At 58.9% G+C, this 17,376-nt stretch carries 13 protein-coding genes; 9 read left to right on the top strand and 4 right to left on the bottom strand.

Annotated features, from left to right (window positions below):
• Positions 1-2 precede the first annotated feature (2 nt).
• Positions 3-1,160, bottom strand: a complete 1,158-nt coding sequence (locus tag B1C80_RS02310; RefSeq protein WP_077919420.1) for a zinc-dependent alcohol dehydrogenase — start codon at positions 1,158-1,160, stop codon at positions 3-5.
• A gap of 155 nt (positions 1,161-1,315) precedes the next feature.
• Positions 1,316-3,160 carry a glycoside hydrolase family 2 protein gene (locus B1C80_RS02315; RefSeq protein WP_077919421.1) on the bottom strand — a complete coding sequence of 615 codons (1,845 nt, stop codon included), beginning with the start codon at positions 3,158-3,160 and terminating at the stop codon, positions 1,316-1,318.
• Positions 3,161-3,242: 82 nt separating this feature from the next.
• Between B1C80_RS02315 and B1C80_RS02320 the strand changes: the two genes are divergently transcribed.
• The gene (locus B1C80_RS02320; RefSeq protein WP_077919422.1) at positions 3,243-3,596 is read left to right on the top strand and encodes a winged helix-turn-helix domain-containing protein; all 354 of its coding nucleotides are present in this window, start codon (positions 3,243-3,245) and stop codon (positions 3,594-3,596) included.
• Between the two features lie 349 nt (positions 3,597-3,945).
• Positions 3,946-6,522, top strand: coding sequence for a TonB-dependent receptor (locus tag B1C80_RS02325; protein ID WP_077919423.1), 2,577 nt, complete (start codon positions 3,946-3,948; stop codon positions 6,520-6,522).
• 94 nt (positions 6,523-6,616) lie between these two features.
• Here B1C80_RS02325 and B1C80_RS02330 read toward each other — a convergent pair whose 3' ends face one another.
• On the bottom strand, positions 6,617-7,051 hold the full coding sequence (locus B1C80_RS02330; protein WP_077919424.1) for a response regulator: 435 nt from the start codon (positions 7,049-7,051) through the stop codon (positions 6,617-6,619).
• Positions 7,052-7,317: 266 nt separating this feature from the next.
• Positions 7,318-8,670 carry a sorbosone dehydrogenase family protein gene (locus B1C80_RS02335; RefSeq protein WP_077919425.1) on the bottom strand — a complete coding sequence of 451 codons (1,353 nt, stop codon included), beginning with the start codon at positions 8,668-8,670 and terminating at the stop codon, positions 7,318-7,320.
• A gap of 137 nt (positions 8,671-8,807) precedes the next feature.
• On the opposite strand from B1C80_RS02335, the gene B1C80_RS02340 reads away from it, so the two are divergent.
• The 7 genes from B1C80_RS02340 to B1C80_RS02370 all read left to right on the top strand — a co-directional run bounded on the left by B1C80_RS02340 (position 8,808) and on the right by B1C80_RS02370 (position 17,376).
• A complete protein-coding gene (locus tag B1C80_RS02340) occupies positions 8,808-10,514 on the top strand; it encodes a hypothetical protein (RefSeq protein ID WP_077919618.1) in 1,707 nt (568 codons plus the stop codon).
• Positions 10,514-10,849: a tRNA-binding protein gene (locus B1C80_RS02345; RefSeq protein WP_077919426.1), complete on the top strand. Its 336-nt coding sequence runs from the start codon at positions 10,514-10,516 to the stop codon at positions 10,847-10,849. Before B1C80_RS02340 ends, B1C80_RS02345 begins: the two co-directional genes overlap by 1 nt.
• Positions 10,850-10,920: 71 nt before the next feature.
• The gene (locus B1C80_RS02350; protein ID WP_077919427.1) at positions 10,921-12,972 is read left to right on the top strand and encodes a plastocyanin/azurin family copper-binding protein; all 2,052 of its coding nucleotides are present in this window, start codon (positions 10,921-10,923) and stop codon (positions 12,970-12,972) included.
• A 230-nt stretch (positions 12,973-13,202) separates the two neighbouring features.
• The gene (locus B1C80_RS02355) at positions 13,203-13,763 is read left to right on the top strand and encodes a hypothetical protein (protein ID WP_077919428.1); all 561 of its coding nucleotides are present in this window, start codon (positions 13,203-13,205) and stop codon (positions 13,761-13,763) included.
• A 7-nt stretch (positions 13,764-13,770) separates the two neighbouring features.
• Complete coding sequence (locus B1C80_RS02360; protein ID WP_369822670.1) at positions 13,771-14,673, top strand: tetratricopeptide repeat protein; 903 nt, start codon at positions 13,771-13,773, stop codon at positions 14,671-14,673.
• 39 nt (positions 14,674-14,712) lie between these two features.
• Positions 14,713-16,083 carry a M20/M25/M40 family metallo-hydrolase gene (locus tag B1C80_RS02365; RefSeq protein WP_077919430.1) on the top strand — a complete coding sequence of 457 codons (1,371 nt, stop codon included), beginning with the start codon at positions 14,713-14,715 and terminating at the stop codon, positions 16,081-16,083.
• Between the two features lie 18 nt (positions 16,084-16,101).
• Positions 16,102-17,376 (top strand): aminotransferase class V-fold PLP-dependent enzyme, encoded by a 1,275-nt coding sequence (locus B1C80_RS02370; RefSeq protein ID WP_077919431.1) that lies wholly within the window; start codon positions 16,102-16,104, stop codon positions 17,374-17,376.

Raw genomic sequence — 17,376 nt, forward strand, 5'->3', positions numbered from 1 at the left:
AATTAAGGCTTCAGGATGACTTTTGTGCAGTCGTCCTCTTTCTTCTTGAAGATGTCGTAAGCGCGGGAAATCTCGGCCAGCGGCAGCACGTGCGATACGATATCGTCCAGCACCACCTTACCCTGCACAACGAGATCGAGCAGGTGATCGATGTTTTTGTGCACCTGCGACTGTCCGTACCGAACCGTCAGTCCTTTGTCGAAAATACGGCCAACGGGGTAGTTATCGGTCGGCGAGCCGTAAACGCCCACTACCGATACGATACCCCCCCGCCGAACGGCCCGGAAGCATTGTTCCAGCACGCTGGTCGTTCCTTTTTCGAGGTTGATAACGGCTTTGGCCTTATCCAGTATCGTACGGTCGGCTTCCATACCGACGGCATCGACGCAGAGGTCGGCCCCGCGCCCTTCGGTCATACTCCGAATCGCTTCGACCACGTCTACCTCCCGGGGATTCAGCGTTTCTACGTTGTTGACCCGCCGGGCCCGCTCCAACCTATACTCGACCGGATCGATGGCTATGACGCGGCCCGCACCCTGTATCCAGGCCGATTTCTGGGCCATCAGCCCCACCGGACCCGACCCGAAAATGGCTACGGTTTCGCCCCCGCGCAGTTCGCCCCACTCGATAGAACTCCAGCCGGTCGGGAAGATATCGGACAGAAACAGCACCTGCTCGTCTTTCAGCTCCTCGGGCACGTGGCGCAGGCCATAGTCGGCATAAGGCACCCGAACGTATTCGGCCTGCCCGCCATTGTAGCCGCCGTAGAGGTCCGAGTAGCCGAACAGGCCGCCCCCCTTCTCGCTCAGCAGACCACCGTCGGGCCCGTAGAACTCGGGGTTCGAGTGTTCGCAGTGCATCTGCAACTCGTGCTGGCAGAAATAGCACTGGCCGCAGGCAATGGTGAACGGCACCACCACCCGGTCGCCTTTTTTCAGGTTCGTAACCCCGGAACCGACCTCTTCAACGATACCCATGAACTCATGGCCAAGGACCTCGTTGCGAAGCTGGGGCAGAAACCCGTCGTAAATGTGAAGGTCCGATCCGCAGATGGCGGTAGACGTAACCCGCAGAATAACATCCCGCGATTCCTCGATTGTAGGGTCCTCCGTTGTTTCGTACCGGATATCACCCATCTTGTGGAAGACTGCTGCTTTCATACCATAACGTTGTTGAATCGACCCGACCTGCTACTAATGAGCGTCGGCCGTTCATTGGCTAACAGCTCCTTCCCGCATTGGTTTATTTAATCTTTTAAGTGGACAGATATAATAGATTAATGTGCCGATCGCATAGGCTCCCTCTGCCTGACCGTTCAGCGGTTATGCGAACGGAGGAGCCCGGCGGGTACCATCAGCTCGCCGGTATGGAACTCGATCAGGCCGTTCTGTTCTTCTTCGATGTTGGTGGCCTGGGTATATACATCGCCCGCAATGGCCCGCTGGCGTAATTCTTCCTTGAAAAGCCGGATGCGCTCGACCCGGTCGTCGGTATCGGTAGGACCGCCGTAGTTAACGAACCCAAAGCCGCCCCACTCACTGACAACCAGGGGCACCTGCGTGCGGTAAAAGAATGGGTCGCCCACCACCAGCGGGAATGCGGCCACGCCTTCGGTATCGCCCCGGGTCAGCCGGTCGAGCAGGTCGCGCCAGTGGTTGATGTCGGGGGTGTAGAGATGGGCCGTAAGCAGGTCTGACTTGAGCCGCCCTTCGCAGGAAATATGGTGCCAGCCGTCGTTATCGATCACCAGAAACTGCGGGTGGTGAATCAGCATGTAGTGGTACAGATCGGTGATGTACTGCCGGGTTTCGATATTGGTCGCAATGTCCTGCGCGCCCCAGTCTTCGTTGTACAGACTCCAGATAATGATCGACGGATGCGTTTCCATCAGGGCCAGCATACGCAGCAGTTCGGCCCGGTGGTTTTCGCGGCTCCGGGCGGTTGAGGAGTGGGGGCTGGGCACCTCGACCCACAGCAGCAGCCCCATCTGATCGGCCAGCGTGTACAGCCGCGGATCGATACCGGCAATATGTACCCGAACCAGGTTACAGCCCAGCTCTTTCATGGCCGCAAAGTGCCGCTGCATCTCCTCGAAGGTGGCCGTACCAGGCTGGTACAGAATGCCGTCGAGGTAGGTCGATTTGCCGTTCAGGTATACGCAGCAGCCCCGCGCTTCCACTTTTCGAAGCCCGAAGTGAGTCTCGATCTGGTTGACATAGCCACTGCTGTCGATGAGTTGCCCAACCAGTCGGTATAAAGTGGGTGACCCGGGCGACCACAATTCAGCGCCCGGCACCTCGATCACCAGCCGCTGCTGTTTCTGGCCCGCTTCGAGCCGGATCGGGAAGTCCGACGAGGCCATGGGCGGCTCGTCGGCCGGCGCATCGGGGCCGAACACCTGGAGCCGGATGATATAGTCGCCGGGATCGTGGATGCGCGGGGTCACGTTGACTCGCACGAGCTGATCTTCGATTACACTTACCACCCCCACCCGTGACCGCAGCCGGTTACGACCCACGGTTTCGATCCAGACGCTGCGTACGGCCCCCGTATAGGTCTGGTACCAGATGCCCCCGCGCTTATAGACGTGCGACTCCTGCTTACCCCGCGGAATCTCGGCGTCCATCGAGTCGGCAACGCGAACCGTCAGCCGGTTTACGGGCCGGAGCTGCTCGGTGCTCAGCTCGTACGAAAACGACGTGTACTCACCGTAGTGAATGGCTTCGTCTTCGATGGTCCGGAGCGGCAGGCCGTTCAGCCACACCCGCGTGTCGTACCCGCAGGCACCGAAAGTCAGCTGATAGATGGACCGGTCGGCCAGTTCATCCGGGAATTCGGGGAGGGTAAACTCGCGTTCGTACCAGACCACGACCGTATCCTGCCAGCCGGGCGATGGCATCTCTTTGGCTTCGGTCAGGTGGCTTTCTACAGATCCTGGCCAGTGCGCCGTTCGCTCATACGTATGGCCCAGGTACCAGTTGTCGGTCAGGCCCCGGTCGTCGAGGTCATGCGCGAATGCCCATTCGCCATCCAGCAGCAGGAAGGCATCGGACCGCTGTACGGCACGGGGCAAAACGCCGGGGTCGGGCCGTACGACAGTTTGCGACGGCGTTTCTTCCCGGCTTTCGGTCAGGCTATAGTTAAAGGGCGTTGCGTTCATAGGTCAGTAAACGACCCGACTCAGGCAGGGGTTTCGAAAATCTATCGTTTACTTTGACGGCTCGACCTATTCTGTCCTTCGTATGAACAAGCTCCGCGTCAACGGCCGCATCTGGCTCGAAACCACCTCTGCCGATGGTACCGAACGGTTCATGGGTATTGGCCGACTCGAATTGCTGGGCCATATTCAGCAGACCGGCTCTATCAACCAGGCCGCCAAAGCTATGCGTATGTCGTACAAACGGGCGTGGGAGCTGGTCCACTCGATGAACACCCAGGCCGACACCCCGCTGGTCACGACCCAAACCGGTGGCGACAAAGGGGGTGGCGCCATCGTTACCCCCGAGGGCGAGAAATACCTCGCCTACTACCAGGCTCTGCACGAACGTTTCCAACAGTTCCTGACCAACGAACTCAGCCGGCTTCCCAACGAATAAAAACCGGGACGCGTAGTCCGGGACGCGTAGTCCGGGACGCGTGGTCTACACCACCGTGGTCCGTGTCCGCACCGGGACGCGTAGTTGGACCACCCATGCGACAGCAATAAACCATCCGAACAGGAGACACAACCCCACCACCGTGGGGCGTGTCCGCACCGGGACGCGTAGTTGGCCCACGCGCGCGACAGCAACAAACCATCCGGGCGCTAGACGCAAAGGGTTGCGTCTCTACAACGCCACACCGCGAGACAGCAGCGCACAGGTTCACCCGTTGCGTCATTATTTCGGACCGTTATTTCCGTCGAACCAGAACGGCCGTTATATTTCGTCAGAAATAACGATCTGCATGAAGCACCTGTGCCTGCTGCTTTTCTTCGTGACATCCCTTACACGGGGGGCTGTTCAGCCAGACAGTACTATCAAACCGGTAGATTCACTTCGTCTGGTTCGGCTGGATGAGATCGTCGTATCGGCCTCGCGCGTGTCGGAACGCCTGATGACCTCGCCGGTCAGCATCGAACGGCTCGACGAGCGGCAGATCCGGCTGTCGGCGCAACCGTCCTATTTCGATGCCATAGAAAACCTGAAAGGGGTTCAGCTGCTTACGCCCAGCCTGGGTTTCAAAGTATACAACACACGCGGCTTTGCCAACTCCACCAACGTCCGCTTCGTTCAGCTGGTCGACGGTATGGACAATCAGGCCCCGCATATCGGCGCGCCCATCGCCAACGCCCTGGCTCCGTCCGACCTGGATATTGAACGCGTCGAGATCGTACCCGGTGCGGCTTCGGCACTTTACGGTATGAATGCGCTGAACGGCCTGGCGCAGCTGATCACCAAAGACCCGTTTACGTCAGCCGGCCTGAGCGTTAGCCAGAAAACCGGCGTCAATCACCTCAGCAGTCCGCTCACCCCGGCCAGGGCGTATAGCGAAACCAGCCTCCGATACGCCCGTACGCTCGGCCCGCGGCTGGCTGTCAGGATCAACCTGACCTACCAGCGTGGCTACGACTGGATCGCGCGCGACGCAACGGACCTGAATCCCAACGCCAATCTGTCGCTCGGTCTGACCGGCGCAGCGAATCCGGCCGCTGATGCCGTCAATTCGTACGGCAACGAATCGGCCAACCGCCGGTCGCTGACGCTGAACGGCCAGCGCTACGTCATAGCCCGAACGGGTTATTTTGAAGACGAAACGACCGATCTGCGGCTCAACAACCTGCGGGGCGATGTGGGCGTGTTCTGGCGCATTCGTCCTGCGCTCACCCTCTCGTATCGGTACAAAGCCGCCACCCTCGACAATGTTTACCAGCGTACCAACCGCTTCCGGCTGGAGAATTACCGACTCGACCAGCACGGCGTTACGCTCGAATCGCCCTCGGTCCAGATCCGGATCTACCACAGCCGCGAAAACACCGGCGACTCGTACAACATCCGCTCCATGGCCGAAAACATCGACCGGGGCTACAAGTCCGACAACCAGTGGTTCAGCGACTTTACCAGCCAGTTTCTGGCCAGCACCCGGGCCGGACAGCCCGTAACCGACGCGCTCCGGGCGGCCCGCACCACCGCCGATGCCGGACGACCGCAACCCGGTTCGGAGCAGTTCAGGGAGCAAATGGACAAACTCCGCAACATCAACAACTGGGATGTTGGCGCTGCCCTGCGCGTGCGATCGTGGCTCTACCATGCCGAAGGGCAGATTGAGCCGACGAAGATTCACTGGGCCAGGTTCCGCGAACAAACCGGCATTCAGCTACTGATGGGGTTCGATTACCGCCAGTACGTCGTTTTCCCCGATGGCAATTACTTCATCAACCCGGACGGCAGCGACCGCAACCTGGTCTACTACAAAATAGGGGGATTTGTACAGGCCTCGCGCTCGTTTTTCGGCGAGAGACTGAAGCTGGGCGGATCGCTCCGGCTCGACAAGAACCGATATTTCGACGCCCGGCTAAATCCGCGGCTGTCGGCGGTCTATTCGTTGCAGGCCCAGCATACGCTCCGGGCGTCATACCAGAGCGGCTACCGGTTTCCGTCGCTCTTCGAAGCGTTTTCCAACGTCAACTCAGGCGGGGTAAAGCGCGTGGGTGGCCTGCGGGTGATGTCGCAGGGCATCTTCGAAAACTCGTATTTCCGAACGTCTGTCGACGCCTTTCAGGCCGCGATCAATACCGACGTGAACACCAACCGGCTGACCGCCGAACAGGCCATTCAGAAGAATAAAGGGCTGCTGAAGTCAAACACCTATACCTATATCAAACCTGAGCAGGTAAACAGCCTTGAACTGGGCTACAAAGGCCTTTTTTTCAGCCAGAAGCTCTACATCGACGCCGATTTCTACTACAACGTATACCGGAATTTCATAGCTCAGGTAGAAGCTAACATTCCCCGTGGCTCCCAGCCCGACTCGGTGGCCTACTACCTGGCCGATCGTAACCGGCAGGACCGTTATCGGCTCTGGACCAACTCAAAAACCAGCGTCTACAACTACGGCGCCAGCCTGGGTATTCGGTATTCGGCAGGACGTAACTGGGTTGTTTCGGGCAATGCGTCGCTGGCCCGGCTCGACCGCACCGACCAGGGCGACGGTCTCGAAGAAGCGTTTAACACCCCCCAGTGGATTACGAACGTCGGCATCGGCAACCAAGCCCTCTGGAAGGGCATCGGTTTTTCGATCAACTACAAATACCAGTCATCGTTTTTGTGGCAATCGTCGCTGGCAACGGGTATCGTTCCGCCGATCAACACGTTCGACGCGCAGGTGAGTTATACCCTCGCCCAACCCGACCGGGCTGTTGGCCCTTTATCCATCAAAATCGGCGGTACGAACCTGCTCAACCGACCGTATACCACCTTCACGGCCGGCCCGGCTGTCGGCGGCTTTTACTACGCTACCCTCACCCTGACCGCGTTTGAGTAGTACCCCGTCGGTACGTCAACCCCGCCACAATCCGTATCTGCACTGACCACGATGATAAATGCGCCTTACTTTACAGCGGGCGGCTGCGGGAGATTTAGACGAAATGAATATATCGGTTGGGGTGCAGGCAGTTCTGCCAGTAGTCGATAATTAGTTTGAGCTGATCCTGGAAGGCGCTGGCGCTGGGGGCTTTCTCGTAAAACCCCTGTACCATGGCAGCATAGGCCGCATTGACCGATTCTTCGCTGGCCGTTGTGGTCAGGTATACGAACGGAATAGCTTTTCGGCTCAGGTATTCGCTCTGGTTGATACGCTGCCGCAACTCGATGCCGTTCATGATCGGCATGTTAATATCGCACAACATCAGAAACGGCTGCTCGGTCGTAGATTCCAGGTAGTCGAGCGCTTCCTGACCATTGCCGAAGAAACGAATTGGGTTGGCGACGCCCAGTTTACGGATGGTATGTTCGATCATAAACTGATCGTCAGGGTCATCTTCAATGGAAATAATGGGGCCTTTCAGAGACATATTCGTAATATCAGGTCAACTATGACGATCTGATCAATTACAAAAATGAGTATTTGCCCTCAATTCCCCAATAACCTATAGGCCCACTAACCAAAAATACCCTTACTCCTCTAGGAAAGTACCCATCACGCCTGACGTTTGCGGCTGATCGGTTTTACCCGAAGAGCTGTCTCGTCCAAAAAAATCCGCCGGCTAGTCAGAAAGGCCAGCCATACCGCAGCAGCCTGAGCCATCGATGCGGAACGAACCGGCCTCCCTGAATACGGCTATTTCTTCGCCGTATGCGTCACCCGCCAGACCTTACCTTTTACCGAATCGGTAATAAACAGCGAACCGTCGGGGCCCTGCGCCAGGCCGACCGGCCGGGCTTTGGCGTCGCCGGGACTGGCCAGCTCGAGTTTACCGGCGTTGGCGTTCTTGCCGGGTTGTCCCTGTTCGGCGACCCCGGCAAAGTTCTCGGCGAACACTTCATACGGCCCCGACGGGCGGCCATCTTTGCCAAACGGAATGAAGGCCACAAAGTAACCGCCCTGATTCAGCGGAGCCCGGTTCCACGACCCGTGGAAACAAACGAAGGCCCCGTTTTTGTAGCGGGCCGGAAAGGCATTACCGGTATAAAAAAGCAGATCGTTAGGAGCCCAGTGGCCCGGAAACGCCATAATGGGCTTTTCTTTACCGGCGCAGCGGTCCTGTTTTTTGCCGTCGCCCCCGTATTCGGGAGCCAGTACTTTCTTATTCTGATTCTGGTCGTTGTAGCAGTACGGCCAGCCGAAATCCGACCCTTCCTTCACCATCAGGAACTCTTCGCTCGGCAGTTCGGCACTTTGCTCGTTGGTGTACATACCGGGATACAGCGTAGCCAGCATATCGCGGCCGTGCTGAAGCGCATACAGCGTGTTGTTGGCGGTGTTCCAGTCGAGAGCTACGGCGTTACGGATACCGGTGGCGTAGCGTTTACCGTCGGCCTGCCGCTGCCGGGGTTTGTTGGCATCGAAGACCCAGATACCGCCGTAGTTCTCCAGAATCGGGCAGGGGTCCTGCCCTTTGGAGCCCTGGGTCCGGTCTTTTTCCTGGCAGGCGTTCGAGGGCGCACCGAAGTTGACGTAGAGCTTCCCATCGGGCGATACCGCCAGTGATTTGCTGGCGTGCTGACGCTGCAGGGTCAATCCCGTTACAATGGTTTCGGGCTGAGTAGTTTCCAGCACGCGGCCGTTGGTCAGCTTATACCGAAAAACAGCCGTATCGGCCGATGCGTAGAGGTAGCCGTTATAGATAGCAGCCCCCGTTCCCGGGTAGGTTCCGAACATGGAGGTCTGGTCGGCCTGACCGTCGCCGTTGGTATCGGAGAGCTGAACAATGCCTTTGCCGTCTTTGAGCCGGTCGAGCTTCACGAATACCGTTCCGGTTGTAGGCTCTATCGCAATATGTCGGGCCTTTCCGAGGTTATCTGCATAGACTGTTGCCTGAAAACCACTCGTCAATTTTATACCTGCCGGATCGGCAGCCGCCGTTCGGGACGGAGCGGGCTTTGCCGGTTTACGGGGAGAGCCGTCGTGGGCCAGCGCGGTGGTGCCGACCAGCAGAGCCGCGGCCGTTATCAGTAAATAGGACGTCTTCATGGGAGTAATATGTAGTAAGCTCAGATACGTGGGGTAAACGGAGCGAGCTGGGCAAAAGTTTTCGTCGAAAGACAGGAAAAGTAGTGGTTTTTTGGCTTTTAGAGTACAATTTTGAGCATTTCCGCTTTGCTTTCCATATGACCTCATTTTCCCTATCTGTGAGTCGCCGGGTGGCGGCTCTCTTGCTGGGTGGGCTGCTCTCGGGCCCGCTGTTTGCCCAGTCTGATCTGCCTGCGTTACCGATCGCTCAACTCAGCCGACCGGCGGGCTGGCAGCTGGCGGGTTCGGTAGGTACCAACCCCGATGGCACGTCGCTACAAACCAAGTCTGGCAGCAGCCTGCTGGTGGGTTCCGGTGAGCCGCTGGTGCTGGCCACCCCTACCGACGATTTCCAGCTGCGCTTCGAGCTGCTGACGACCGTTGGCGCCGAGGTGTCACTGCTGCTGCCGACCGGCCAAACGCTCGCCCTGAATCGGGTCGCCGACCTGGCCCGGCTCATGAAAGCGCCGGGACTCTGGCAAAAAATAGAAGTCTGGTATAAAACCCCCAAAGGCAACAGCCCGGCCATTCTCGAAAAACTCATCATCAACGGCATAACCGTACGCGAAGGCCAGACACTGGCTGGCAAAGCCGCCGGTACGGTAGCCATTGTGAGCCCGAAAGGGTCGGTAGCCGTGCGGAACGCCGGGTACCGGGTGTTGTCGCCCCGCCGGGTGGCGCAGTGGAGCAGTCCGGTCAGCTACACCATCGTAGAAGGGCAGTACATCGACAACCGCGCCGAAGCCCGCACCCGCAAAGTACTGAAGCAGGATACGACCAGCACCATCAACTACGAAGTGTCGTATGGCCAGCCGCGTCAGTACACGATCTTTTTTGCCGGCAAGCTAACGACCTTACAGGCGGGCGACTACCAGTTCGAGCTGAATCAGGGCGGCCAGGGTGGCGTCTGGATCGACGGGAAAGAGATCATTCCCATCAGCCACCGTGAACTCGGCCAGCCCAGCGTAGGCAACGTAACCCTCAGCGCCGGTCCACACGACGTGGAGGTGTATTTTTCACGCTCCTGGTTCCGGCCGGGGCTGGGTTTGTTTGTGTCGCAGGCCGGTACGCGCCCCCAGCCGCTTCACGCCCTGGCGTCGCTCCCCGAGCCGGATCCGGTTGGGGTTGTGAGCGTAAAACCCTCGACCCGACCTGAGCTGATTCGTTCGTTTGTACAGGTGCCGGGCGAGAATTACAAACGTACACACAGCCTGTCGGTAGGGTCGCCCGGCGGTTACCACTTCACGCTCGATCTGAACCAGATGGCGCTGCTCCAGGCCTGGAAAGGCGATTTTGCCAACGCCACCGAAATGTGGTATGAGCGGGGTGAGCCTCAGCTTCTGAGTCCGCTGGGCCCTGTGGTCAGGCTACCGGCGCAGACCAGCCTGATGGTACTGACCAACGACGCCACCGCCTGGCCCGACAGCCTGGGCGAGAACACCCTGCAATACAAAGGCTATACACTCGACAAGGCTGGCTACCCAACGGTCGAATACACGCTGGCTGGCGCTACCGTGACCGACGCCGTTCGGCCCCGCCCGGAAAGCGCCGGCCGGAGCGGCCTCGACCGGACACTGACCCTGAACGGATCGCCCGACGGTACCCCTTACTGCCGGATTGCAGCCGGAAAAACCATCGAGGAAGTGGGCAAAGGCCTGTATGCCATCGATGACTACAGCTATTACGTACAGTTCGACCCAAAGGCAAAAACAAAGCTCCGGCAGAGCAATGGCAAACAGGAACTGCTGCTGCCGGTGGCGGTCAAAAACGGCGCCGGAACGGCCCAGTACTCGATTCTATTCTGATGAACACGTTAACTTGGGCTGACTTTGAGAAGGTAGAGATCCGCACCGGAACCGTAGTGGCGGCCGAGCCTTTCCCGCAGGCCCGCAAACCCGCCTACAAGCTGACCATCGACTTCGGTACGCTCGGCACCAAACGGACCTCGGCGCAGCTGACCAGGCTGTATCAGCCGGAAGACCTGGTCGGTAAACAACTCGTGGCCGTGGTGAACTTCCCGCCCAAACAGATCGCCACCTTCATGAGCGAATGTCTGGTGCTGGGTGCCGTTGCCGACGATGGCACCGTTACGCTCTTACAAACCGAACGACCTACAGAAAACGGATTACGCATTGCCTGATGTTTTGAAACAACCCCTGAACGGATCGAACCGCCCATTCAGGTCTAGAAGGCTGGCCGCTTAGTAAAACCATGAAAAAACTCATCACGCTCGTTACCCTTTCGTTGACCCTGCTCTACGCAGGCGCTTCTGGCCAGAACAGGCCGGCTACGGAAGGCGACTATTACCGAATCATTACCCTCCCGATTCCGGAAGATATAAAACTCGAAGTGGGCGGTCTGGCCCCGTTGCCCGACGGTCGGCTGGCGGCCTGCACCCGCCGGGGTGAGGTCTGGCTGATCGGCAATCCCTACATGCAGGGAAGCCGGGTACCGACCTTCAAACGGTTTGCGACCGGCCTCCACGAGCCGCTGGGGCTGATGTGGCATCCTAAAGGCTATCTCCTCTGCACCCAGCGGGGCGAAGTCACCAAGCTGATCGATACCGATGGCGACGAGGTAGCCGATGAGTACAAGTCGTTCTACAAATGGCCCCTGTCGGGCAATTACCACGAGTACAGCTACGGTCCCGTGCTGCTGCCCGATGGCGATATGGTCATTACCCTCAACCTCGACTGGATCGGCTACGGAGCCAGCCTGGCCAAGTGGCGCGGCTGGATGCTAAAGCTGACCGAAACCGGCGAGATGACGCCCTGGGCTACGGGCATGCGCTCGCCGGCCGGCTTCGGCGTCCTGCGCGACGGCAGCATCTTTTATACCGAAAACCAAGGCGACTGGGTCGGGTCGGGCCGGATGACGCACCTCACCAAGGGCGCGTTTGCGGGTAACCCGGCAGGCCTGCGCTGGACGAGCGAGCCGGGCTCTCCCCTGACGCTCAAACCAAGTGATGTACCAAGTACAGGCAAGCCTATGCACGAGGTGGCCAAGACCATCAAAGAGCTGAAAGTACCGGCGGTCTGGTTTCCGCACACGCTGATGGGCATCTCGACGTCAGATTTCAAGGAAGATACCACCAATGGAGCCTTCGGACCATTCAGCGGTCAGCTGTTTGTAGGCGATCAGGGGCATAGCAAGATCATGCGGGTGGCGCTGGAGAAAGTCAACGGCGAGTGGCAGGGTGCCTGTTTTCCGTTCCGCGAGGGTTTCCAGTCGGGCATTATCCGCACCGTATGGGGGCAGGATGGATCGATGTTCGTGGGTATGACGAGCCGGGGCTGGGCCGCTACCGGCAAAGACCCGTATGGTATCCAGCGGCTTGTCTGGACCGGCAAAACACCCTTCGAGATGAAGACCATCCGCTCGAAGCCCGATGGCTTTGAAGTGACGTTCACGCTGCCTGTCGACCGCAAAACCGCCGAAGACCCGGCCAGCTACAGCCTCAACAGCTTCACCTACCGCTACCACAAAACCTACGGCAGCCCCATCGAAGATGCGCGGCCCGTTCCGATCCGGGGTATCGTTGTGGCTCCGGATGGTATGAGCGCCCGCATTGTAGCCGATACGGCCCTGCGCGAAGGGTACATCCATGAGGTGAAGCTGGAAGGCGTTCGGTCGGCTTCGGGAAACCTGGCCTTACTCCATCCCACCGGCTATTATACGCTCAACGCCATTGCTCCCGGTGAGCGGGCTACGGTGGCAGCACGCCCTGCTTCGGCCAGCCACGACCACAGCGCCATGATGGCCAGTACCGCCAAAGATGCCGGCATGGCCACCAAAGGTAAAAGCACCAAACCCGCTGCCGCCAGCCGCGCCACCGCTGGTCCGCAGCGCGCCAAACGCATCACGGAGCTTCCCGCCGACTGGACCAACGGCCCCGACCAGACCCTGACGATCGGGACAAAGCCGGGCCTCAAGTTCGACACCGAGAAGCTGGAGGTGAAAGCCGGTAGCCGGGTGAAGCTGGTTTTCAACAACAACGACGACATGCTGCACAACTGCGTCATCACCAAACCCGGCGCGGCCAATGCCGTCGGCAACGCAGCCCTCCGGCTGAACCTGAATGGTCCTAAGATGAACTACGTGCCCAACTCGGCCGATGTGCTGTTCCATACGAACATTCTGCAGCCCGAGAGCAACGAGAGCATCTATTTCGTAGCGCCCACCGAGCCCGGCGATTATCAGTTCGTCTGCACCTTCCCCGGCCATTCGTCGCTGATGCAGGGCACCCTGAAAGTTGTTAAGTAGAGACGCGACCCCTCGCGTCTCATAGGCGTCAGCAACCCGACCCCTCGCGTCTCATAGGCGTCAGCACCGCGACCCTCGCGTCTCATAGGCGTCAGCAACCCGACCCCTCGCGTCTCATAGGCGTCAGCAACGTTTCTCGACAGGCAGCATCATCCGGTAGATGTGGCTCTGGCTGACGCGTATGAGACGCGAGGGGTCGCGTCTCTACCAATGGAAACGACGTTCTTGCCATGAATTCCAGAAAGATGCCCCTGACATACCGCCTGACCCTTCTCACCACATTGTTGCTGCTGAGTAGCCTTACCTACGCCCAGCAACGCCGACGCGCCGATGACACGTCGCACTATCGCACGGCGCCGGTACCGGCCCACCTGATGCCGATCGAACGGGCGGCTGGGTCTTCGGCGCTGGGCAGCGTGTATTTTTACGGGGGCAAGAAACTGTCGTCGCCCTACTCGCTGGAGATTCCGTTCTACGAACTCAGCGACCCGACAGTTACGCATCATTTCCAGACCTTCCGGACGATGACGACGCTGGGGCGACTGGTCGGTCTGGCCCCGCTGGTCTATGTCCTTCTCCCCAAGAACCGCAATAACGGTACCTACTGGACGATATTTGGCAGTTCGGTCGTGGCGTCGCTGACGTTCAGTATTATCGGCAACAGCCAGGTCAATAAAGCCGTGACGCGGTATAATCAGATGCTGCTCCAGCCCCGGGTGGGCCTGTCAGTAGCTCCCGTTCCGCTAACGGGTCAGGGGGCCGTAGGCGCAGGCGTGGCCTGGTCGTTCTAACCCATTCGTGCCCTGGTCCGTTATTTATCAGGAACGAACCGTGATTCCTATGGAGATTCTGATTACAGCGGCTGTTATCGGCTATATCATCTACCTCCGCTACTATGCCGACCTTCGTACCGAACCGGATAAAGAGCGGGAACGGCTCCAACTCGGCATCCGCCTGTACGATACCGACCAGCTCGAAGCGGCTTACCACTACTTCGACCAGGTTATTCAGGAGCGCCCGCAGTCGAGCATCGCCTACCTGTACCGCGCCCGGTGTCTGCTCAGGCTGGGCGATACCGACGCGGCCCTGCAGGATCTCAAAACCGGCAAAAGTTACGACAACACCGTTGTTGATATTCATACCGAAATTGGCCGTATTCTCTACGACCAGCGGGCCTATGCCGACGCGTTCACCGAGTTTGACCAGGCCGTTTTTCACTCACAGGGGCGCGAATCGATGCCCTATTACTGGCGCGGCCTGACCCGTCAGAAGCTGCACCAGCCTCAGGAAGCTGAACAGGATCTGGAGCAGGCCACCGTCCTCGAACAGCAACATGACCCCATGAACCCACCCGCGTCAACGGCTTTTTTCGACAAACGATTGCTGATCAATGCGGCCTTTGTGCTGCTCCATAGCGTAGCGCTGCTGTATGTGATCAAGGAATCGACGGTAATTCACTGGCCGTATCTGATGGCGGCTATTTCGGCGGCCGCCATTGGCTTTGCCGAACCCCGGAAAGGCTGGTCGCTGGCGCTGCTGCAGGCGGCTTCGATCTGGCTCGGCTACACCTTCCTGACCGAAACACCCGCCAACGGGGGCGAACGGGAGCTGGAAGCATTCAATCTGTACGGCTCCATGGGGCTGACCTTTGTCGGCAGCTTTATCGGGAGCGTTTTAAAACGGTCGATGACACGGCGGTGAGCTATTTTTTGGTATTTTGCTTACCCAATCATCTGACCTATGAAAAACCGGTACATCGTTCTTGTTTGCCTTCTTTTCGTCTCCTTTTATCCATCTTTTGCCCAAACTGTACTGGTCAACCGCGACCCCCAGATTGCCGACCTTATCGCCCAGGTATCGGCCGACAGTTTACGCGCGCATATCGACGGGCTGGTTAGCTTCGGCACCCGCCACACGCTGAGTACCACCTCCGACAAACAGAAAGGCATTGGTGCCGCCCGGCAGTGGATTCTGGGCAAGTTTCAGCAATACGCCAAACAGTCGGGCGGACGGCTCACCGCGACGCTCGACACCTGGACGCTCCAGCCCGACGGACGACGGATCGACAAACCGGCCGATATGGGCAATGTGATGGCTACGCTGAAAGGCACCGACCCCAGCGATAACCGGGTCTTTATTGTACAGGGCCACATGGACAGCCGCGTAACGGGCGTCATGAACCGCACCGCCGTAGCTCCGGGCGCCAACGACGATGGCTCGGGTACAGCCGCTGTTATCGAGTTATGCCGCGTACTCAGCCGCAGCCAGTTTCCGGCTACGATCATTTTCACCACCCTCACCGGCGAAGAACAGGGCCTCCTGGGTGCCGAACACCTGGCCGAGCGGGCCGTCAAAGAAAAGTGGAGCCTCGAAGCGGTGCTGAACAACGACATCATGGGCAGCAACCACAGCAACGAAACCAACATCATCGACAACACCCGGCTGCGCGTGTTCAGCGAAGGGCTACCGGCCAGTATGCTCAAAGACACCACCGGCCGCATTGCCCAGATCCGGAATTTCGGCAACGAGAACGACGGCCGCGCCCGCACCCTGGCCCGCTACGTAAAAGAACTCGGCGAGCGCTACGTCGAAAACCTGGAGGTCGTGCTGGTCTATCGCAATGACCGGTACCTGCGCGGGGGCGACCATACGCCTTACGTACAGCGCGGTTTTGCGGCCGTTCGCCTGACGGAGATGAACGAAAATTACAACCACCAGCATCAGGATCTGCGCACAGAAAACGGGGTTGAGTTCGGCGATTACGCCAAGTTCATGGATTTCGACTACCTCCGCAAGAACACCGCCGTTAACCTGGCTACCCTGGCCAACCTCGCCAAAGCCCCCGCCGTTCCGCAGGCCGTGACGATCGACGTCCGGAATCTGACCAACAGCACGGCCCTGTACTGGCAGGCTCCCAAAATTGGCAAACCCAAAGGCTACTATGTCCTGATGCGCGAAACCTACTGGCCGTTCTGGCAGAAGAAGTTTTTCACGACCAAACTGGGCATGACCCTGCCCTACTCGAAAGACAACTACTACTTTGCCGTTCAGGCGGTTAGCGAAGACGGCAACGAAAGCCTGCCCGTTCTGCCCGTCCCGAACCTGCGGTAGTTTTTCCACCGTATGCCTATGTCTACCCTCTCCAAGCGACAGTTTCTGAAAACGATGGTCGGCGCAACGACGCTGACGGCCGGGCAGTGGTCGGGTCTGACCGAAGCACTGGCCTCGGCAGGGCAACGGCCCGCGGCTGAGCTGGCCCGCGATGATGACTTCTGGCTGAAGATCCGGGCACTATATCCGGTTACGAACGAGTTTACCCAGCTCGAAAATGGCTATTACTCGCTGGCCGCCCGGCCCGTACTGGAGGGGTACCTGCAACACATCCAGCAGGTAAACGCAGTGTCGTCCTATTACATGCGGACGCGGCAGTTCAGCGACAAACGGCTGGCTCAGGAACAGCTGGCTCAGCTGCTGGGCTGCTCGACCGATGAGCTGATCATTACGCGCAATACCACCGAGTCGCTCGATACGGTTATTTCGGGGCTGACCTGGAAAGCCGGCGATGAGGTCGTCATGGCTCAGCAGGATTACGGCGCCATACTCGATATGTTTCGTCAGCAGGCCCGGCGCTACGGCACGGTGAACCGACTGGTTTCGCTACCCAATCACCCCCAGTCTGACGACGAGATTGTGCGTCTCTACGAACAGGCCATAACGCCCAAAACCCGGATGCTGATGGTTTGCCACCTGGTCAATATTACGGGGCAGATTCTGCCTGTCCGTAAAATTACCGAGATGGCCCATCAACACGGCGTTGAGGTTTTGGTCGACGGGGCGCATGCGTTCGCGCATCTGGCCTTCTCGATAGCCGATTTGGGTGGCTGCGATTATTACGCCAGCAGCCTGCACAAATGGCTCGGCACCCCGCTCGGCGCCGGTATTCTCTACGTGCGCCGGGATAAAATCGCCCCCGTATGGCCACTCTTCGCCGACAGCAGCGTGCCCGATACCGACATCCGGAAACTCAACCATACCGGTACGCACCCCGTAGCCACTGACCTCGCCATTCAAGACGCGATCCGCTTTCATACCAGCATCGGTATCGACCGCAAGGAAGCCCGGCTCCGCTACCTGCAACACTACTGGACCGATCAGGTACGTAAGCACCCGAACATCACCCTCAACACGCCCGAAACCCCGGCCCGCTCCTGCGCCATTGCCAACGTGGGTATAGCCGGAAAAACGCCGGCCGAACTGGCTAAAGTACTTTTCGATCGATACAGGATCTTCACCGTTGCCATCGATAACGCCAACGTACGGGGGGTTCGGGTAACGCCCCACCTCTATACCACGACCGCCGAGCTGGATACCTTTGTCCGGGCGCTGACTGAACTGGCGGGCTGA

It is taken from the genome of Spirosoma sp. 209 (assembly GCF_002006735.1).
Taxonomy (GTDB): Bacteria; Bacteroidota; Bacteroidia; order Cytophagales; family Spirosomataceae; genus Spirosoma; species Spirosoma sordidisoli.